An 18,282-nucleotide genomic window follows, 5' to 3' on the forward strand; every position below is an offset into this window, starting at 1 on the left:
TCAGCGGGACAGGTAGCGTCCGTTGGGGGCCGAGGTGACCTTGCCGTCGCGGTAGGCGATGCGGCCGCCGACGATCGTGACCGTCGGCCAGCCGCGCAGTTCGCGGCCCTCGAAGGGGCAGTGGTCCTGCCCGGACAGCAGGAGGTCGGCCGTGACGGTGCGCACGTCGTCCAGGTCGGCGACGACGATGTCGGCGTCGGCGCCCACCATCAGCGACCCCTTGCCCCGCAGGCCGTAGGCGGCGGCCGGATTGGCGGAGAGGAGTTCGGTGACGCGGCGCAGCGAAAGGCCGCGCTTGTGATGGCCCTCGGACAGCAGGATCGGGTAGAGCAGGGCGGTGCCTCCGAAGCCGGGCAGGGCGGGCCACAGGTCGTCGCCCTTGGACTCCTCCATGCAGCAGGCGTGGTCGGACGCGATCCAGTCCACCGTCCCGTCCAGCACTCCATCCCACAGGGCTTCGTTGTCGGCGCGGGTGCGGATCGGGGGGTTCACCTTCGCGCCGAGGCCGCGACCGGATGCGTCCAGGCTTTCGTGGTCCAGGCACAGGTGATGCAGGGTCACCTCGGTGCGCAGGTCCAGCCGGGGCGAGGCGGCCCTCGCGGTCCGGGCCGCGGAGAGCGCGGCGGCGCTGGAGAGGTGCAGCAGGTTGACCGGGCAGCCGGTGGCGCGGGCCAGGGCGGCGGCCTCCGCGATGGCCACCTCTTCGGTGAGGGGTGGGCGGCCTTCGTGGTAGGCGCGCAGTGTCTGGGGGTCGCCGGCCTGCCGCACCCGGTCGATGAACAGCCGCATCAGCTCCGACTGTTCGCAGTGCAGGGACAGCGAGACGCGGCCGTGGGGGCGGGCGGAGCGGGCGGCCGCGACCGCCTCCATCAGCTGGTAGAGGTGGCCGAGGTCGTACTCCTCCCCCTCCTCGGCCATCCGGAAGCCCTTGGCGTCGCGGGAGTCGGCGGCGAGGTTGAACCCCTTGTAGAACATGTAGTACTTGAAGGAGCTGACCCCGTGCTTCGCGACGAGGTCGGGTATCTCGCGGACCTGGGCGGTGTCCATCGGCGCGAGGTGGAAGCCGTAGTCGGTGTGGCTGCGTCCGCCGACCGCGGCGAGGACCTCGGGGAAGATGTCGCCGTAGGCGCCGGTCCGGTTGAGGTAGTGCTCGCCCGTGCGGAAGTACGACAGCACGCTCGTCGCGCCGCCGACCAGGGAGGACCGGGTCTCCTCCGCCGCGTCCTGCTCCAGGGGGCGGTAGATGCCGAGGTGGAAGTGGGCGTCGACCGCGCCGGGGAGCACTACCCGCCCAGCGGCGTCGACGACTTCAGCGGCGTCGGCGGGTTCGATGCGGTCGGCCAGGGCCGCCACCTTGCCGTCGCGGACGGCGAGGTCTGCCGAGATCTCGCCGAGGTGGGGCTGCACGAGCGTGCCGTTCTTGATGAGCAGGTCGTAACGGGACATGACAGGCCGGGCAGCGGCCGGGCGCCGCCCGCACCCCCCTCCGCATCCGTTGGCTCTATGGAGACACCGTTTCTCTTTCTCGGTGACAGTGACGGAGCGTCATGCTAGCTTTTGGCAACGCTGTTTCACAAGGCGAAACACATCGGCCGTGTTCTGAGAGCCGTGCTCCGAGAAGGTGAGCCCTTGGTGGAGACCGCACGCGCCCGCACCGACCCGCCGGCACCGCTGAGCGGGGTCACCGTCCTGGACTGCGCCACCCTGTTCGCCGGACCGCTGGCCGCGACGGTGCTGGGCGACTACGGCGCCGACGTCGTCAAGGTCGAGCATCCCGTCCGGCCGGACCCGGCGCGTACCCACGGACCGGCCAAGGACGGCGAGGGGTTGTGGTGGAAGATGCTCGGCCGCAACAAGCACGCCGTCACCCTGGACCTGAGCCGCCCGGCCGGCGCCGGGCTGCTGCTCCGCCTCGCCGCGCAGGCGGACGTGCTGATCGAGAACTTCCGGCCGGGGACCCTGGAGCGCTGGGGGCTCGGCCCCGGGGAACTGCACCGCGCCAACCCCCGGCTGGTCATCGCCCGCGTCACCGGCTTCGGCCAGTTCGGCCCCTACGCCCGCAGACCCGGCTTCGGCACGCTCGCCGAGTCCATGAGCGGCTTCGCGGCGCTGACCGGCGAGCCGGACGGCCCGCCGACGCTGCCGCCGTTCGGGCTGGCCGACGGGGTGGCCGCGCTGGTCGCCGCCTCGGCCGTACAGACCGCGCTCTACCACCGCGACGTGCACGGCGGGCCCGGCCAGGTCGTCGACCTGGCGATCATCGAACCGCTGCTGACCCTGCTCGGCCCGCAGCCCACCGCCTACGACCAGCTCGGCACCGTGCCGCCGCGCACGGGCAACCGGTCGGTGAACAACTCCCCGCGCAACATCTACCCCACCCGGGACGGCGCGTGGGTGGCCGTCAGCACCTCGGCGCAGTCCGTCGCCGAGCGGGTCATGAAGCTGGTCGGGCACCCGGAGGTGACCGCCGAGCCCTGGTTCGCGGGGGGTGCCGGGCGCGCCGCGCACGCGGACCTGCTCGACGCCCACGTCGGCGCGTGGATCGCGGCCCGCGACCAGAGCGCGGTGATCGCCGCCTTCGAGGAGGCCGAGGCCGCGATATCCCCCGTCTACGGGATCGCGGACATCTTCGAGGACCCGCAGTACCGGGCCCTGGACTCGCTGACGACGGTGGACGATCCGGTGCTGGGGCCGCTGCGGATGCAGAACGTCCTCTTCCGGCTGTCCGCGACACCCGGCGCGATCCGGTGGACGGGCCGCCCGCACGGCAGCGACACCCGTGCGGTCCTCGGCGAGCGGCTGGGCCTGTCACGGCACGAGCTGGACGCGCTCGCCGCGGAACGCACGATCTGAGCCCCGCCCTCCGTCATCACCCCCCTTCTTCTGGAGGCACCATGAACCGCGTTCACGGGTACGGCGACGGGCCGTCACCGCTGGCAGGCGCCCCGGTGCTCGACCTCGCGCAGCCGATGCGCCGGGGCATGCCGCAGTCGCCCAACCACCCTTCCTTCCGGATGCTGCTGGAGCGCCGCCACGGCGACCATGTACGCGCCGACGGCGGATCGGCGGCCAACGAACTCATCGTCACCGGCGGCCATGTCGGCACCCACGTCGACGCCCTCGCGCACGTCTCGCAGCGCGGGCTGCTGCACGGGGACGTCCCGGCCGGCTCCGTCCAGAGTCACGAGGGCTTCTCCCGGCACGGCATCGAGGAGTTCCCGCCGTACGTGGGCCGGGCGGTCCTCCTGGACGTCGCCGCCGTCCACGGAGTCCCGGTCCTGCCCGCGGGGTACGAGATCACCGTCGCCGACCTGGAGAAGGCCCGGGACGCCGCCGGCGTGGACGTCACGGCGGGCGAGGCACTGCTGCTGGCGACCGGGTGGTCCCGGCTCTGGGCGGACCCGGGGGTCTTCACCGGCCAGGAGGGCGGGGCGCCCGGACCGGGTCCCGCGGCCGGGGCCTGGATCGCGGAGCGGGGAGTGCGGGTGACCGGCGCGGAGACCATCGCCTACGAGCACATACCCCCGGGCCGGGGGCACGCCGAACTGCCCGTGCACCGGCAGCTCTTGGTGGAGGCGGGCATCCACATCGTGGAGACGATGCGGCTCACCGAGCTGGCCGAGGCCACCGCGCACCGGGGGCGGGCGGACTTCCTGCTGATGCTGGCACCGCTGCCGGTGGTCGGCGCGACCGGCTCCCCCGTCCGCCCGCTCGCCGTCCTGACCGGCCACGACCGCGAGGAGCGGGCATGAGCGAGGGACACGCGGCGCGGCTCGCGGCGTTCGCGGCGAACTGCCGGGCCGACGGGATACCCCGGGAGATCGCGGCGGACGCGGCGGCGCGGACGCTGGACTGCCTCGGCAACAGCCTGGGGGCGCTCGGCGCGCACACCGGTGAGGTCGTCGGTCCCTCGCCGCAGGCGGCCGCGCTGTCGATGGCCGGTGCGGCCGGCGGGACCGGGGAGGCCACCGCCGTGGGCAGCGGGGCGATGCTGCCGGCCGACCGGGCCGCCCTGGTCAACGGCACGCTCGCGCACGCCCTCGACTTCGACGACACACACCTGCCGTCCGTGCTGCACCCCACGGCCGCCGTGCTGCCCGCGGCGCTCGCCGCCGCCGAGGCCACCAAGGCCGGCGGGGCCGAGCTGCTGACCGCTCTGGCGGCGGGCGGGGAGGTGTGCTGCCGCCTCGGCATGGCCTCGTACGACCCGGAGCTGCGCAACTCGGTGTTCTTCGACAAGGGCCTGCACGCCACCTCGATCTGCGGGACCGTCGGCGCCGCCGTGGCCGCCGGCCTGCTGTACGGGCTGAGCGCGGACGGGCTGGCGCACGCCATCGGCATCGCCTGCTCGATGGGCGCGGGGGTGATCGAGGCGAACCGTACCGGCGGCAGCGTCAAGCGCCTGCACTGCGGCTGGGCGGCCCACTCGGGAGTGTGCGCGGCGCAGTTCGCGGCGGGCGGGGTCACCGGGCCGCCGACCGTGCTGGAAGGCCGCTTCGGCTTTCTGACGGCGTTCCTGGGCGAGCGGTGGACGGCGGAGCCGCTCCTGGCCGGCCTGGAGGACATGGGGACTCCCGGCAACTGGCAGTACGCGCGGACCGTGTTCAAGCCGTACCCGTCCAACCACTTCACCCACCCCGGGATCGACTGCGCGCTCGCCCTGCGCCGGGCGGGGCTCCGGGCCGAGGAGGTGCGGAGCGCGCAGCTCGGGGTGGCCGCCGCGCCCCGGCGCACCATCGGCGAGCCGCACGCGGAGAAGGTGCGGCCCCGTACGCCGTATCACGCGAAGTTCTCCGGCCCGTACACGGTCGCGGCGGCTTTGATGTCGGCGGCGGGCGATGCGGGCGGGGCAGCCGGTCCGGGGCTGGGGCACGCGGATTTCTCCCCGGCGGCGTTCACCGATCCGCGGCGGCTCGCGCTGGCGGAGCGGGTGGAGGTGGTGGCCGACGCGCAGTGCGACGCGGAGTTCCCGCACGCCTTCAGCGCGGTCCTGCTGGTCCGCACGCACGAGGGCCGGGTGAGGCGGACGCGGGTCGCCGGGTCGCTGGGCGGGCCCGGTGCGCCGCTGTCGCGCGAGCAGTTGGCGGGGAAGTTCCGGCTGAACGCGGCGCCCGTGCTGGGAGCGGTCCGAGCCGGTGACGTGGTCGCCGCGGTGGAGGCGCTGGAGGCGGCGCCGCGCGGCGCGGTCAGGGAACTGCTGGCGTTGACACGGACCGGCTGACCCGTGGGTCGTCGGCCATCCCAAAGGGCCTCGCGGAGCTCCGAGTTCAGGGTGCCCGACAGCCGCCGCGAGCTCGTCCCGCGAGCGGTGGGCCCGGGGTCATCGGGGGATGGCGAGGAGCCGGCGTGCGGCCCGTACGACCGCCTCGTCGATCATGCGGCCGTCGGGACCGGTGACGACCCCGAAGCCGTCCCGAGTCCCCTCGGCGAAGCGGTCCAGCAGGGCCTGGGCGGCGGCGACTTCTTCCGGAGCGGGGGTGAAAGCGGCGTGTACGACGGCCAGTTGACGCGGGTGGACGCAGGCGCGTGCGCGGTAGCCGAGGTCGCGCAGGGCCCGGGTGCCGCGGGCGAGCGCGTCGAGGTCGGTGAAGTCGGTGCTGACGGGGCCGACCGGCGGCAGCAGTCCGGCGGCGGCCGAGGCGAGAAGGACGCCGGTCCGGATGGCGGTGAGGGCCGTGCCGCCCGGCCCGTCGGGTGCGTCCGGTGCGGTGATGCCCAGTTCGGCGCACAGGTCGGTCTCGCCGAGATGCAGGTGGCGCACCCGGGGCGCCCGCGCGATCGACCGTACGTCGAGCACCGCCGCGGCGGTCTCCAGCAAGGGGGCGAGAGCGATGCCGCCCGGCGCCAGCCCGAGACGTTCCTCGGCAGCGGTCAAGGCGGCGTCCTGGGCGGCGACTTCCTCGGCGCCGGAGCACTTGGCGAGGCAGAAGCCGGTCACGGCAGGCCCGGCGAGCAGGGCGCTCTCCGCGCGGCCCCGTTCCCCGGGGTTGACCCGTATCCAGATCTGCGGCGTCCGGGAAGGGACCGCCTCGGCCAGCCAGTCGCGTACGAGGGCCAGGGCCCGGTCCTTGCCCGCGGCGGGGACGGCGTCCTCCAGATCGACGATCAGGGCGTCGGCGCCCCGAGTGCGGGCCTTGCCCAGCATCTCGGGGCGGTCACCGGGGACGTAGAGGTAGGAGCGGGGCATAGGGAAGGTGTGGATCGCGGTCATGGCGCGGCGCTCCGATGCGCTGGGTGGGGTACGGACCGGTGCGCGCCCGGTGCGCGGAGACGGCAACAGGGCTGCCGCGCAGGGGAGTCGGGCGACGGACCAACCCTAGGAGCGCGGGCGGCCCCGGTCAATGAATGCGTTTCGCTGGGGGATCCGACGTTTCGTTCCGCTCGCGTATCCCGGAAACGCAGCTTTTACCCGGGCGGGTGTCCCGGCCCTTGACATGCCGAGCGCGTGGCGGCTCTATGGAGCGCAACGAAACAAAGTTCCATCCAGGGAAACTCATGGCTCCCTTCGAGAGGAACCCTCGGCCCATGCACCCTAGACCCGCCAGAACCTCCCGGACCCGGGGCGGTGCCACGCTCGCCGCCCTCGTGGTGGCCGCGGCAGGCTCGTCGGTCCTCACCGGATCGCCCGCCTACGCGGGCACCGCCTCCGTCACCTACGACTGCGTCTTCAGCTCCTCCCACTCGGTCTTCACGACCACCGCCACCCTCACCGCGCCGGACACCGCGGCCGCCGGCGCGAGCGTGGACGTCAAGCTCAGCCTCGACGGGAAGGGGCCGGCCAACGGCCCCGTCGCACTGCCGGCGGCCAGCGTCGTCCCCTCGGCGAAGATCCTCGTCTCCGGGCAGGCACCGCTCACGCTCAGCGCCCCGGCCTCGAATCCCGCGATCCCCGCCAAGGGCGAGATTCCCATACCCGACCTGACCGGCAAGCTCACCGTGGCGCAGCCCGGCACGGTGACACTGACGCCCGATCAGCTGACCCTGGACATCCCGAGCTACGGCCTGTCCCTCGGCTGCACCCTTCAGGGAACGGCCCCCGTCCTGCACACCATGACCGTCACCCCGGCGACCGGCGGCACCGCCGCCGCCGTCACCGGCATCTCGGGGCGTCCGGCCTCGGACACCACGGGGGCACGCCCCGGGGACGTCGTCACCCTGACCGGAACGGGCTGGGACACCGCCGCCCCGGTCGGCGCGGTCGAGCTGTGCTCCCTGGCGGGCACCGGATGCTCCGGCGCCGACCTCACCCCCGAGCTGCGCGTCGGCGCCGGTGGAAAGCTGACCGGCACGGTGACACTCGGAGCGGGCGCCGCTCCCGGGCCGCACCGGTTGAAGATCACCCAAGGGTCCGAGTCCGCCTCTCTCGTGCTCGGCGTCCTGGGCACCCGTACGCTCCAGCTCACGCCGGACGGCGGCGGACCGGGGACGAGCGCCACCGTCACCGGCACCGGCTTCGACCCCGGCGACGAGGTCGACGTCACCGCCCTCGACAAGGACGGCAAGCCCGTCGGCGGGGCGGGCCCGACCGCGCCGGTCGACGCGCGGGGCAACTTCACCGCCACGCTCGTGCCGGCCGTTGGAGCCGTGAAGATCGTGGCGAAGGAGAAGGACGGCGGGGACACCGCCGAGACCCCGTGGTCCGGCAGCGCCAACGGCGGCGGCTCCGACCAGACGCTGAAGGTGGTCGTCAGCGGCGGCGCGCTCACCATGTCGGCGGAGCCGGGCGAAGTGGTCCTCTCCCCCGTCACCGTGGACGGCACCGCGCACGACTCCACCGGCAGCCTGCGCGCCCTGGAGGTCAAGGACTTCCGCGGCACCACCGAGGGCTGGTCACTGGTCGGCACCGTCACCGACTTCCGCAACTCCGCCGGAGCCGCGATCCCCGCCTCCCGGCTGTCGTGGACCCCGCGGTGCGAGGTCCACCCCGGAGCGGCCGCGGCCTCCACCATCGTCCCGGGCAGTGCGGGGCCGCTCAGCTCCACCACAGCGGTCGCCCTGTGCACGCAGGCGGCGAGCACCGACCCGGCCTCCGTCACCGGCGGCCGCTTCGACGCGGGCGCGGCGCTGAACCTGCACGTCCCGGAGATCGTGCAGAGCGGCGAGTACGCGGCCGTGCTGCGACTGACCCTGTCCTGACCCTCCCCCTCACGGCAGTGTGCCGGCGGCGCGCCCGTGGGAGCGCCGCCGGCCCCGGCAAGAGCGGAACCATGACACCTTCGCGCAGTCGCCGCCCGCCCGGGCGGGCCCCGAGAACAGCCCGCTCCACGGCGGCCCTGCTGCTCGCCGTCCTGCTGACCGCCCTGTCCACGGGCTCGACGCCCGCCGCCGCGGAGCCACTCGCCGCGGGCGGCACCGGCGGCGGCGACAGCTCATGGTCGGTGCGCCCGGCCGGGACCGCCGACCGGACCGCCTTCGTCATAGACTCCGCCCCCGGCGTGGTGGTCAAGGACGCGGTCCGCGTCAGCAACCTGTCCGACACGCCGATCTCCTTCCAGGTCTACGGCTCGGACGCCTACAACACCCCGCGCGACGGCGCCCTCGCCTACCGCCAGGCCGGCGAGGCCCAGACCGGGCTGGGCGGCTGGCTGACCCTCCGCACGAACGCCCTGGTCATCCCGCCCCGCCGGGCCGCCGACATCCCCTTCACCCTGAGCGTGCCCGCCGACGCCGCCCCCGGCAGCCACGTCGGCGGGATCGTCGCCCTCAACAACGCCGTCGAGCAGGCGGGCGAGACATCGGGTGTGGACGTGGGCATCCAGCGGGCCATCGCCGTCCGGATCCAGCTGACCGTGGCGGGGCCGCTCACCCCCGGTCTCGCCGTCCGCTCGGTCCGCGTACGTCACCACGCGGCGGGAACCCCCTTCGGCGGGGCCCGCGCCACCCTCACCTACACGGTCGTCAACACGGGCAACGCCGCCCTGCAACCCACCGTCTCACCCGACGTCAGGGGGCTGTTCGGATGGCGGCACCGGCACTTCCCCGACCGCACCCTCCCCCTGCTGCTGCCGGGGCAGAGGGCCGACATCACCGCCGACTGGCCGGACGCCCCCGGCCTGGACTACCTCACGGCCTCCGTTCACGTCACCGCGCCCGGCCTGCCCGGGACGTCCGCGGAGAGCGGCCGGGTCGTCGTGTCGTGGCCCACGATCGGCGCCGTGGCCGGGACGCTCACCCTCCTCGCGGTCGCACTGGACCGCCTCCGGCGCAGGCGGCCGGGCGGCATCGGATCCCTTGCCGGAGAACGCTCATGACGATGCGTCAGGCATGCTCCGTGGTCCTGTTGCTGGCCGTATCGGTCCTGCCGGTCGCGGGCGGCGCGGGCGCTTCCGCGGCGGCCGCCGAACGCGGGCCGACGGTCACCGTGGCCGAGACGCCGGCCACCCCCGGCCGACCGGTCAAGGCCGCGGGGACGGGCTGGGCGCCGGGGTCCACCGTCCAGGTCGAGATCTGCGGCGGCGGTGCGCTGCGCGGCAGCGCCGACTGCGACACGCTGCGCGCCGCGGTGGCCCTGGTCGCGGCGGACGGCACCTTCCGTCTGACGCTGATCGCGGGGGCGCCGCCCACCGCCTGTCCCTGTGTCCTGCGGGCGGTGGCGGCGCAGGGCGGGAAGCGGGCCCAGACCCCGCTGACCGTGGCCGGAGCGCCCGACGGGCCGTCGGCGGCCACCCCGGCGCCCGCCGTGCGGGTCGACGTGATCGCGACGGCGCTGTCCGGCGGGCCGCGGTTCGGCGAACTGTTCGGCGCTCCCGCCCACCGCACCCTGACCGTGACCCTGCGCAATCCCGGTGACCGGCCGCTCGGGCGGGCACCGCTGATCGTGACCTGGGGACCAGGCGCGAACGCCGACCTCCCGGTGGGCAAGCCGCTGACAGCGGAGCTTCCGGCGCACGCGCAGCGGACGTACCGGATTCCCGTACGGCTTCCCGCGGCGGCGTTCGGGCGCTACTCGGTGGGCGGGCGGTACGGGCCGGCCGAGTTCTCCGTCACCACCGACCTCTACCCGTGGGGGCTGCTCGGACTGGCCTTCCTCGCCGTCCTGCTGACCGTCTTCACCGCCTCGGTCCTGGTGCGCCGGGGCGCCGAACGGCTTCGGGCCCGGCGGGCCGCGGTCGCGGCGGAACTGCCGGCGTTCTTCGCGGTGGACGAGCTGACGGACGTCCTCGCGGCCGGGGCCGCGGACAGTGCGCGTCCGGGCCTCGTCAGTACCCGTGCGGTGATCCGGGCGATGACGGGGGAGGCCGCGCTCGTGGACGCGGGCGAACTGCGGGCACTGGCCGAGACCCTGCGGATGTCACCTCTGAACGAGGAGCGGTGATGGCCTCCTTCGTCTCCTTCGCATCCTTCACCTCCGCGCTGATCCGGCCGCGCCCCGACCTGTGCGCGGGCGCGGCGACCGGGCTCGGCGGCGGGGTGTACCTCGTCTCCGCCCCCCTCCTGGGCGGGCCCGTCGGGATGCCCGGCGAGGCCGTCCGCTACCTGCTGCCGACGGGCCTGCTGCTGGCCGGGGCGGTCGGAGCGGTGCTGCGGTGGCGGGGTCGTGCAGCAGGGGGGACGGCCGCGGCCCGGCGGGCGGTGGCGGTCTGTCTGCTGGCGGGCACCGCCCCGCTGTTCGGCTCCCCGACGGTCTTCGCGGGACTGCTGATACTGGCCGCGGCGCTCACGGGCGGCTCCCTCGGCCTCTACCGGCCGGAGCTTTCCTGGCATGCGGCCTGCCTGGCGGGGACGGCCGCGGCGGGCGGCGCGACCGCGTTGCTCGCGGAGCGCCCCGACGCCGCCTGCGCGCTCGGGTGCGGGCTCGCGGCGCTGCTGCTGGTGCCGTCCTGCCGGAGGCAGGACGCCCCGGAGGGTGGCGGCGGATACGCGGCCCCGCCCCGGTGGACGGCGGCCGCGACGGGCGCGGCGGTGTTCGGCGTGCTGTTCGCCGTGCAGAGTCTGGTCGTCTTCCGCTGGGAGCTTCTGGGGGGCGCGGGCGTCCGGCCGTTCGCCTGGGCCGCACTGTCGGCGGGGGCTCTGATCTGCGGCCTCGCCGTGATCGGCGGACGCCGGCCGGGCGCCGGCGCCGGCCCGCGTACGGCGCTGTTCGCGGCCGGGCTCACGGCGGCGGTCTCGGCGTGTGCCGGCGCCGCCCGGCCGTGGCAGCTCACTGTGGCGCTGGCGACCGCCCTCGCCTGCGGCGCCGCGGCGGCGGCACGCGCCCCGTCGCCCGGACGGCCGGACACCGGCGCCGCCGTGGCCGCGCTGCTGGGCGGGGCGGCGGCCATGACCGCGATCGCCCTGTCCGGCCGTCTGGTGACCGGCCCGGACACGCTGGTCGCGATCGGTCTGGCCCCCGCGCTGGCGACGACCGGTGCCCTGCTCCTCATCAGCGACAGGCGTGATGCGACCTCCCGTCCGTCTGAGGCCGTCATCGCCGTGGACGGCGCCGGGAGTCCGGCAGAGGACTGTGCCGACGGCCGTACGGGCGGAGCGGCCTCGCACGCCGGCGGGGCCGCTCAGCACACCGACGGAGCCGGGCCCGTTCCGCTGTGCGTGCGCGGCCTCCGGGTGCGCGCGCCCGGGGAGCCTCCCGTGCGACGGCTCGGGCTGGCGGTGGAGGCCGGGGAGGTCGCCTACCTGACCGACACGCTGCCCGGCCGCCGCACGGGGGCCGTCCTGGCCGTCCTCGGCGGGCTCCGCCGGGCCGAAGCGGGGAGTTGGCGGCTGCGCGGCCACGACGTCTCCCGTGTCGGCGAGCGGGGGCGGTGGGATCTGCGGCTGTCGGTCTTCATCGATCCGGCGGACGCGGGCCGGGCGGGCGCCCTGCACCGGAGGCATCCGGCCGTGTCGGTGGCGGACGCCGTCGCCGCCGCCGTGGCGCACCTCGGTCACGAGCGGGCCGCGGAACTGACGGAAAGCACCCTCGCGGCCTTCCCGTTCCTCAAGACCAAGGGCGCGGACGCCTGGGCCCGGCTCGGTCCCGACGAGCGGTGCGTCCTCGGACTGGCCCAGGCTCTCGTCGTACAGCCGACCCTGCTCCTGCTGGATCTGACCGGGCCCGGCTGCGGACCGCTCGCGGCGGATCCCGCCGTCACGGCCGTCCTGCGCCACATAGCCGATCGGGGGACGGCGGTACTCGTCGCCGCCCCCGCGGGCCAGGCCGTGCCCGCGCCACGTCCCCTCGTACTTCCCACGTCCGGCGGCTGCCCCCAAGCAACCCTCCTGCGACGGAACGGAAAGGGCACGCCGTGAGGACCTCCATGACGAGGCGGGCCGGCCGGGCGGCCCTCGCCGCCTCAGCAGTACTCGCTCTGACCGGGGCGGCGGATCCCACCGCGGGCGGGGCCACCGTCCGGGTGTCCGCGGCGACGGACCTGACCGAGGGCAGGCGGATCACCGTCGACGGAACCGGCTTCCGCGCGGGGCTGACGTCCGTCGCGGTCGGCATGTGCAAGAAGGACTACGCCGACAACAAGGACTGCGACCTCGGCGGCGGCGCCCGCCTGGTGACCATCGGCTCCGACGGCAGGCTCCCCCGGGTCACCCTCACCGTGCACGCGCGCTTCGCGGGCATCGACTGCCGTACGGCGCCGTGCGTGATCGGTGTCGCACCGCTGCCCTCCGGGACCCCGGCCTCGCTGATCGCCGCGAACAGCGTGCAGGTCGCGGTCGGCTTCACGGGCGGCACGGTCCCCGGGGAGGCGTCCGGTACCGGCCGGGCCCGTCCGGACGCCGCCGTGGCCGCTCCGGGCACGGCACACGACGACTGGAGCGGACCGTCCACTCTCCTGTGGGCGCTGTCCCTCGGCGTGGCCGGCGTCTCTCTGCTCCTCGGCGTCCACTCCCTCGTCCGGGGCCGCCGGGGAACGGCACCGGCGAGGCCCCCGCTGTCCCCCGCCGACTCTGGAGGAACCCATGACATCGCTTCGTAGAAACCGCTACGTGGGCGGGCTGGCCACGGCACTGGTCCTGGCGGCCCCCGTTGCCGTCCCGGCCGCCGCGTCAGCCGCGTCCGGCGGGACGCTGACCGTCAGCAAGTCGACCGGACTCGCCGTGGGCGACAAGGTGACGGTGTCGGCGAAAGGGCTGAGCCCGAGTCAGGGGTTCGTACCGATCGGGCTGTGCAAGCCGAAGCCGGCCGGTCCGACGGACTGCGACACCTCGCCCGAGTCCGCGGTCATCGGCAAGACCGACAGCTCCGGGGTGTGGCACAGCGCCGCGAGCAACGCGACCACCGCCCAGATCACCGTCAAGGCGAAGGCGGCCGGGGCGGATTGCACGGCCAAGGCGGGGAACTGCGTCATCGCCGTGTCGATCTCCGCCACGAGCGAACTGGTGGAAGTACCGCTGACCGTAAGCGCGGGCGGCCAGGGCACGAGCAGCCCGCGGCCCTCGGACTCGGCCACGGCCACAACGGGCGGCGGAGGAACAGCCACCACCGGCGGCGGAAGCACAAGCACGGGCGGCAGCGAGGGCTCGTTGCCCCGGACCGGTTCCACCGACGGCCTGCCGGTGGCCTCCCTCCTGGGCGGCACGCTGCTCCTGTTCGGCGGCTGCTCGCTGGTGCTGCTGCGCAGGCGCCCCCGCGACTGAGCGGCTACGGAGTACGGTCACCCCCCGTACGCGGGTGGCGGCGGGCTCGCCGGGCGCCGCTGCCCGCGGGGCAACGGCGATGGCCGCGGGACAACGGCGGTGGCCGCCAGGGGTTCTGGGGCGGTCTACTGCGGCTCCCCCAGGCGGTGGCAGGCGGCGGCGAGGTCGACGACGTCGGCGTACTTGGAGTCGAGGTCGAAGAGGTTGCCCTCGTGGGTGCCGGCGTCCCGGTCGGCGACGGCCTCGCGGACGACCATGGGGCGCAGCCCGTTCTGGAGGGCGTCCAGGGCCGTGGCCCGGACGCAGCCGCTGGTGGAGAACCCGCCGATGACGACGGTGTCCACCCCGAGGGCCGTCATGACTCCGCGCAGCGGCGTCTCGAAGAAGCCGCTCGGATAGTGCTTGTGGATGACGACCTCGTCCGGCTCGGGCAGGCAGAGCTCGGTGAAGGCGGCGTGCGGGCCGCCCGCGCGAAACGCGTCGAGACCGGGCACCTTGCGAGCGAAGTGGGGGGCTTCGGCGCCCGGTTCGGCGTCGTAGCGGACGGCCGTGAACAGGACGGGGAACTGGGAGCGGCGGGCGGCGCGGGCCAGCCGGGCCATCGCGTGCAGAGCCGCCTCTGCGGTGCGGAGGTGGAGACGGCTGTCGGGGGCGGCGTAGGCCTGGACGGGGTCGACGAGGAGGACGGCGGGGTGTTCGCCCCAGCCGATACGGCGGCCGAATCCGGCGGCCTCGTAGTCATCGGCCAAGGGGGTGCCGGCCATGTCAGATCACTCCGTCCGCGGTGAGTTTCTCCCGTTCAGCGCGGCTGAGGCCGAGGAGGTCGCCGTAGATCTCGTCGTTGTGCGCGCCGAGTCCGGGGCCGGCCCAGCGGACGGCTCCGGGAGTCGCGGAGAGCTTGGGGACGACGTTCTGCATGGGGATCTCGCCGAAGTCCGGGTGCGGGAGGCGCACGATGGCCTCGCGGGCGGCGAAGTGCGGGTCGGTGAGCATGTCGGCGGCGGTGAAGGTCTTGCCGGCCGGTACGCCGGCGGTGTGCAGGGCGCCGAGCAGCGTGTGCGCGTCGTGGCTCGCGGTCCAGGCGCTGATGAGGTCGTCGAGCTCGCCCTGGTGGGCTCCGCGCGCGGTGTGCGTGGCGTACTTGGGGTCGTCGGCGAGGTCGGTGCGGTCCATGACCTCGGCGAGACGGCGGAAGACGGTGTCCTGGTTGGCCGCGATGAGGACGGCCGCGCCGTCGGCGGTCGGATAGACGTTGCTGGGCGCGACGTTGGGCAGGACGGGCCCGGTGCGCTCGCGCCGGTAGCCGCCCACTTCCCATTCCGGCAGCAGGGATTCCATGTAGGCGAGGACCGCCTCGTACAGGGCGGAGTCGACGACCTGGCCGGCGCCGGTGCGCGTGCGGGCGTGCAGGGCCATGACGGCGCCGTACGCGGCCATGGTGCCGGCGAGGGCGTCGCCCAGGGAGACACCGGTACGGGACGGGGGCCGGTCCGGTTCGCCGGTGATGTGGCGGATGCCGCCCATGGCCTCGCCGATGGAGCCGAAGCCGGCACGGGGTGCGTAGGGGCCGTTCTGCCCGTAGCCGGTGACCCGGACCATGACCAGGCCGGGGTTGAGCGCGCGCAGTTCCTCGAAGCCGAGGCCCCAGCGCTCCAGAGTGCCGGGGCGGAAGTTCTCCACGAGGACGTCGGCCCGGACGACGAGACGGCGGACCAGCTCCTGGCCCTCCTCGCGGCGCAGGTTGCAGGTGACGGACTTCTTGTTGCGGGCGACGACGGGCCACCAGAGGGACTTGCCGTAGGGCCGCTCGCGCCCCCACTGGCGCATGGGGTCGCCGCGGCCGGGGTCCTCGATCTTGATGACCTCGGCGCCGTGGTCGCCGAGCAACTGGCCGCAGAAGGGGCCGGCGAGCAGGGTGCCGGTCTCGATGACACGGATGTCGGAGAGGGGTCCACTCATGTCGCGAGTGTAAGTTTGGGAAACGCTGTTTCGCTAGAGGAATCATCGCGGCAGAATGCGGCGCATGGACGATTCCCTGGACCAACGCGTGGTCGGCTCCCCGGCGTCCGGGCCCGGCGTGGTGGAAGTGGCCCCGCGTGACGGGCTGCAGAACGAGGCGCGCGCCCTGTCTCCGGCACGGCGCGCCGACCTGATCGCCCGGGCCGTGGCGGCCGGCGCGCGGCGGGTGGAGGCGGTGGCGTTCGTCCATCCCGGCCGCGTGCCGCAGATGGCGGGCGCGGAGGAGGTGATGGCGCGGGTCGAGCGCACCGGCGGCGTGCGCTACAGCAGCCTGGTGCTCAACGCCCGCGGCATGGAGCGGGCGAGCGCGAGCGGCGTGGACGAGGTCAACTACGTGGTGGTGGCGAGCGATACGTTCTCCCGCCGCAACCAGGGCGTGAGCACGCGCGAGGCGCTGGCCGCGTGGGAGGCCATCGCCGCCCGCGCCCACGCGGAGGGGATCGGGCGCTCACTGACGATCGCGGCGGCGTTCGGCTGCCCCTTCGAAGGGGAGACCCCCGAGGCGGCCGTGGCCGAACTGGCCAGGATCGGCGCGGAGTCGGGGGCCGAGGAGATCGTGCTCGCCGACACCATCGGCGTGGCCGCGCCCGATGCGGTCACCCGACTGCTGACGGCGGTAAGGGAATTGGCGCCCGGAGTGGTGCCGCGCTGCCACTTCCACAACACACGCAACACCGGCTACGCGAACGCGGTCGCGGCGAGTGCTGCCGGTGCCGCGTGGCTGGACTCCTCGCTCGGCGGTATCGGGGGCTGCCCCTTCGCCCCGGCGGCCACCGGCAACATCGCGACCGAGGACCTGGTGTACCTGCTGCGCCGGATGGGCCTGGACCCGGGCATCGACCTGGAGGCGGCCGCCGCCACCGGGACCTGGCTGGGCGGCGTACTCGGCATCGAGACCCCCGCCCTGCTGGGCCGGGCGGGCCCTTTCCCCGGAGCCGGAGCCAGAGCCGGAATGCCCGCCTCGCGGCGGGGAGAGGAGTGACGGTGGGAGCGCACCCGCACGGGGCCTGGATCCTGCTCCATCTGCTGCTGTTCGTCTTCTGGCTGGGCGGCGACCTCGGCGTCTACGTCTCCAGCAGGTACGTGCTGAAGCCGGACCTGCCGTTCGCCGCCCGCTCGACCGCCCTGTCGATCATGAGCGTGCTGGACCTCGGCCCGAAGATCTGCCTGGTGCTGATCCTGCCGAGCGGGGTCACGCTGATGGCGCTGGATCCGCACGGGGCGGGGCACCTGCTCAACGACTGGTCCGCCGGGGCGACTTGGCTGTTCGCCGCGTTCTGGCTGTGGCTGACGGTCCGTGAGCACCGCCGGCCCGGCCGGCACCGGTGGATACGCCGGACGGACTGGACACTGCGCATACTGCTGACGGCCGCGCTGTGGGGCGTCGGGATCTACACCCTGGTGGCGGCCGAACCGTTCGGGGTGGACACCGACCCCCGCTGGCTGGGGGGCAAGGTACTGCTGTACGCGACGGCGATCGCCTGCGGGCTGGGAATCCGGCTGAAGCTGCGGCCGTTCGGGGCCGCGTTCGGCGAGCTGGCGGGCTCGGGGAGCAGCCCCGGGGTGGAGCGGGCGATGCGGCGGGCGGTCAACGGCTGCGTCCCGTACGTGGTGGGGATCTGGGCGTGCGTCCTCGCGGCGGCGGCGCTCGGGGTGTTCAAACCCGGCGCCGATCTCTGATCCGGGGACCGGGGCCGAGGGGCGGACCCCCTTGCGGATGAGGTCAGTTGACGCCGGGTCGGTATCCGAACTCCGCCGAGAGCCGTGCCGTACTGGCCAGCAGCACCGGGGCGCATTCGGCCAGGCGCGGCTTGAAGCGGGCCTGGGGACCGGCCAGGCTCACCACCGCGATGACGTGACCGTCGTATCCGAAGACCGGTGCGGCGAGCGAGGCGGAGCCGATCTGGCGCTCCCCGACCGACATGGCGTAGCCGCGGCGCCTGACGGCGGACAACTCCTTGCGCAGGCGCTCGGGTTCCGTGATGGTCCGGTCGGTGATCGCGTCCAGGGCGTGGCGTTCGAGATAGGTGTCGATCTCGGCGTCGGACAGGAAGGCGAGGAACGCCTTGGAGGAGCTGCCGGCGTGCAGGGGCAGCGGGATCCCGAGGGCCACCTCCATCCGCAGTTCCTGGTCGGGGACGACCTGGTCCACGTAGAGCCGGGTGTCCCCGCGGCGGATGGAGAGGGTGGCGGTCTCGCCGCACTCGGCGGCGAGCTGACGCAGTTCGGGGGCGGCGAGCACCCGCAGGTCGGTGCGGGCCAGGTAGGCGCGGCCGAGCGAGATGGCGGCGGGACCCAGTGCGTAGCGGCGGGTGACGGGGTCCGCGATGATCAGGTCGCGGTTGCGCAGTGCCGTCAGGATGCGGTGCACGGCGGCCTTGGTGATGCCGAGTCCCTGGGCGATCTCGGTGACGCCGAGGTCCGGGCGGCCGCTGCGGCCGAACATCAACAGCACGTCCATGGCGCGCTCGACGGCTGCGACGGACCGGCTACTGCTCGTCTCCTCGGTCACGGCTGCCCTTCTGCGCGACGGTCTGGGGGCCCGGGATCGGGGCCCCGGCGGGATGGGCCCGCGCCCGTTCTCCCCGCCGTGCCGACAGCATAACGTCGATTTCCCCATGGGAAACAGTGGCTTGGCGGGCGGCGGCTTCATTGACAGTCCCGCGCGCGGGTCCTTACCTTTGGAGAAACTTC

The 18,282-nt window shown here is 74.4% G+C and carries 16 protein-coding genes; 11 read left to right on the plus strand and 5 right to left on the minus strand.

What is annotated here, in order from left to right; translation table 11 throughout:
* Nucleotides 1–1,446 carry a dihydroorotase family protein gene (locus ACFYYF_RS00740; protein WP_388769830.1) on the minus strand — a complete coding sequence of 482 codons (1,446 nt, stop codon included), beginning with the start codon at nucleotides 1,444–1,446 and terminating at the stop codon, nucleotides 1–3.
* A 186-nt stretch (nucleotides 1,447–1,632) separates the two neighbouring features.
* On the opposite strand from ACFYYF_RS00740, the gene ACFYYF_RS00745 reads away from it, so the two are divergent.
* The 3 genes from ACFYYF_RS00745 to ACFYYF_RS00755 are packed head-to-tail and all read left to right on the plus strand — an operon-like array spanning nucleotide 1,633 to nucleotide 5,221.
* Nucleotides 1,633–2,853, plus strand: coding sequence for a CaiB/BaiF CoA transferase family protein (locus tag ACFYYF_RS00745; protein ID WP_388769832.1), 1,221 nt, complete (start codon nucleotides 1,633–1,635; stop codon nucleotides 2,851–2,853).
* Between the two features lie 41 nt (nucleotides 2,854–2,894).
* Nucleotides 2,895–3,752, plus strand: a complete 858-nt coding sequence (locus ACFYYF_RS00750; protein WP_388769834.1) for a cyclase family protein — start codon at nucleotides 2,895–2,897, stop codon at nucleotides 3,750–3,752.
* Nucleotides 3,749–5,221 carry an MmgE/PrpD family protein gene (locus tag ACFYYF_RS00755; protein ID WP_388769836.1) on the plus strand — a complete coding sequence of 491 codons (1,473 nt, stop codon included), beginning with the start codon at nucleotides 3,749–3,751 and terminating at the stop codon, nucleotides 5,219–5,221. The genes ACFYYF_RS00750 and ACFYYF_RS00755 overlap by 4 nt, the downstream gene beginning before the upstream one ends.
* Nucleotides 5,222–5,320: 99 nt before the next feature.
* Here ACFYYF_RS00755 and ACFYYF_RS00760 read toward each other — a convergent pair whose 3' ends face one another.
* The gene (locus tag ACFYYF_RS00760; RefSeq protein WP_388769838.1) at nucleotides 5,321–6,211 is read right to left on the minus strand and encodes an HpcH/HpaI aldolase/citrate lyase family protein; all 891 of its coding nucleotides are present in this window, start codon (nucleotides 6,209–6,211) and stop codon (nucleotides 5,321–5,323) included.
* A gap of 314 nt (nucleotides 6,212–6,525) precedes the next feature.
* Here ACFYYF_RS00760 and ACFYYF_RS00765 point away from each other — a divergent pair, with 314 nt between their 5' ends.
* The 6 genes from ACFYYF_RS00765 to ACFYYF_RS00790 all read left to right on the plus strand — a co-directional run bounded on the left by ACFYYF_RS00765 (nucleotide 6,526) and on the right by ACFYYF_RS00790 (nucleotide 13,569).
* Nucleotides 6,526–8,136, plus strand: coding sequence for a hypothetical protein (locus ACFYYF_RS00765; RefSeq protein WP_388769840.1), 1,611 nt, complete (start codon nucleotides 6,526–6,528; stop codon nucleotides 8,134–8,136).
* Nucleotides 8,137–8,207: 71 nt separating this feature from the next.
* A complete protein-coding gene (locus ACFYYF_RS00770) occupies nucleotides 8,208–9,251 on the plus strand; it encodes a DUF916 domain-containing protein (RefSeq protein ID WP_388769842.1) in 1,044 nt (347 codons plus the stop codon).
* On the plus strand, nucleotides 9,248–10,315 hold the full coding sequence (locus ACFYYF_RS00775) for a hypothetical protein (protein WP_388769844.1): 1,068 nt from the start codon (nucleotides 9,248–9,250) through the stop codon (nucleotides 10,313–10,315). Before ACFYYF_RS00770 ends, ACFYYF_RS00775 begins: the two co-directional genes overlap by 4 nt.
* A complete protein-coding gene (locus ACFYYF_RS00780; protein ID WP_388769846.1) occupies nucleotides 10,315–12,228 on the plus strand; it encodes a hypothetical protein in 1,914 nt (637 codons plus the stop codon). The genes ACFYYF_RS00775 and ACFYYF_RS00780 overlap by 1 nt, the downstream gene beginning before the upstream one ends.
* Before the next feature lie 8 nt (nucleotides 12,229–12,236).
* The gene (locus ACFYYF_RS00785; RefSeq protein ID WP_388769848.1) at nucleotides 12,237–12,908 is read left to right on the plus strand and encodes a neocarzinostatin apoprotein domain-containing protein; all 672 of its coding nucleotides are present in this window, start codon (nucleotides 12,237–12,239) and stop codon (nucleotides 12,906–12,908) included.
* Complete coding sequence (locus ACFYYF_RS00790; protein WP_388769850.1) at nucleotides 12,892–13,569, plus strand: neocarzinostatin apoprotein domain-containing protein; 678 nt, start codon at nucleotides 12,892–12,894, stop codon at nucleotides 13,567–13,569. Before ACFYYF_RS00785 ends, ACFYYF_RS00790 begins: the two co-directional genes overlap by 17 nt.
* A gap of 125 nt (nucleotides 13,570–13,694) precedes the next feature.
* Here the strand turns inward: ACFYYF_RS00790 and ACFYYF_RS00795 are convergent, their stop codons facing one another.
* Both ACFYYF_RS00795 and ACFYYF_RS00800 read right to left on the minus strand, forming a co-directional pair.
* Nucleotides 13,695–14,333: an isochorismatase family protein gene (locus tag ACFYYF_RS00795; RefSeq protein ID WP_388769852.1), complete on the minus strand. Its 639-nt coding sequence runs from the start codon at nucleotides 14,331–14,333 to the stop codon at nucleotides 13,695–13,697.
* Nucleotide 14,334: 1 nt separating this feature from the next.
* A complete protein-coding gene (locus ACFYYF_RS00800; protein WP_388769854.1) occupies nucleotides 14,335–15,528 on the minus strand; it encodes a CaiB/BaiF CoA transferase family protein in 1,194 nt (397 codons plus the stop codon).
* Between the two features lie 64 nt (nucleotides 15,529–15,592).
* On the opposite strand from ACFYYF_RS00800, the gene ACFYYF_RS00805 reads away from it, so the two are divergent.
* Together ACFYYF_RS00805 and ACFYYF_RS00810 are read left to right on the plus strand one after the other, a co-directional pair.
* The gene (locus tag ACFYYF_RS00805) at nucleotides 15,593–16,570 is read left to right on the plus strand and encodes a hydroxymethylglutaryl-CoA lyase (RefSeq protein ID WP_388769856.1); all 978 of its coding nucleotides are present in this window, start codon (nucleotides 15,593–15,595) and stop codon (nucleotides 16,568–16,570) included.
* A gap of 2 nt (nucleotides 16,571–16,572) precedes the next feature.
* The gene (locus ACFYYF_RS00810; protein WP_388769858.1) at nucleotides 16,573–17,268 is read left to right on the plus strand and encodes a hypothetical protein; all 696 of its coding nucleotides are present in this window, start codon (nucleotides 16,573–16,575) and stop codon (nucleotides 17,266–17,268) included.
* A gap of 43 nt (nucleotides 17,269–17,311) precedes the next feature.
* Here the strand turns inward: ACFYYF_RS00810 and ACFYYF_RS00815 are convergent, their stop codons facing one another.
* Entirely contained in the window at nucleotides 17,312–18,100 is a 789-nt protein-coding gene (locus tag ACFYYF_RS00815; protein WP_361690968.1) for an IclR family transcriptional regulator, read from the minus strand.
* Nucleotides 18,101–18,282: the final 182 nt, after the last annotated feature.

It is taken from the genome of Streptomyces sp. NPDC001914 (assembly GCF_042891215.1).
Taxonomy (GTDB): domain Bacteria; phylum Actinomycetota; class Actinomycetes; order Streptomycetales; family Streptomycetaceae; genus Streptomyces.

Excerpts from the sequence above, each read along its gene's own strand:
- ACFYYF_RS00740 (WP_388769830.1), bottom strand. The coding sequence starts at position 1,446 with ATGTCCCGTTACGACCTGCTCATCAAGAACGGCACGCTCGTGCAGCCC.
- ACFYYF_RS00750 (WP_388769834.1), top strand. The coding sequence starts at position 2,895 with ATGAACCGCGTTCACGGGTACGGCGACGGGCCGTCACCGCTGGCAGGC.
- ACFYYF_RS00755 (WP_388769836.1), top strand. The coding sequence starts at position 3,749 with ATGAGCGAGGGACACGCGGCGCGGCTCGCGGCGTTCGCGGCGAACTGC.
- ACFYYF_RS00760 (WP_388769838.1), bottom strand. The coding sequence starts at position 6,211 with ATGACCGCGATCCACACCTTCCCTATGCCCCGCTCCTACCTCTACGTC.
- ACFYYF_RS00765 (WP_388769840.1), top strand. The coding sequence starts at position 6,526 with ATGCACCCTAGACCCGCCAGAACCTCCCGGACCCGGGGCGGTGCCACG.
- ACFYYF_RS00770 (WP_388769842.1), top strand. The coding sequence starts at position 8,208 with ATGACACCTTCGCGCAGTCGCCGCCCGCCCGGGCGGGCCCCGAGAACA.
- ACFYYF_RS00775 (WP_388769844.1), top strand. The coding sequence starts at position 9,248 with ATGACGATGCGTCAGGCATGCTCCGTGGTCCTGTTGCTGGCCGTATCG.
- ACFYYF_RS00780 (WP_388769846.1), top strand. The coding sequence starts at position 10,315 with ATGGCCTCCTTCGTCTCCTTCGCATCCTTCACCTCCGCGCTGATCCGG.
- ACFYYF_RS00785 (WP_388769848.1), top strand. The coding sequence starts at position 12,237 with ATGACGAGGCGGGCCGGCCGGGCGGCCCTCGCCGCCTCAGCAGTACTC.
- ACFYYF_RS00790 (WP_388769850.1), top strand. The coding sequence starts at position 12,892 with ATGACATCGCTTCGTAGAAACCGCTACGTGGGCGGGCTGGCCACGGCA.
- ACFYYF_RS00795 (WP_388769852.1), bottom strand. The coding sequence starts at position 14,333 with ATGGCCGGCACCCCCTTGGCCGATGACTACGAGGCCGCCGGATTCGGC.
- ACFYYF_RS00800 (WP_388769854.1), bottom strand. The coding sequence starts at position 15,528 with ATGAGTGGACCCCTCTCCGACATCCGTGTCATCGAGACCGGCACCCTG.
- ACFYYF_RS00805 (WP_388769856.1), top strand. The coding sequence starts at position 15,593 with ATGGACGATTCCCTGGACCAACGCGTGGTCGGCTCCCCGGCGTCCGGG.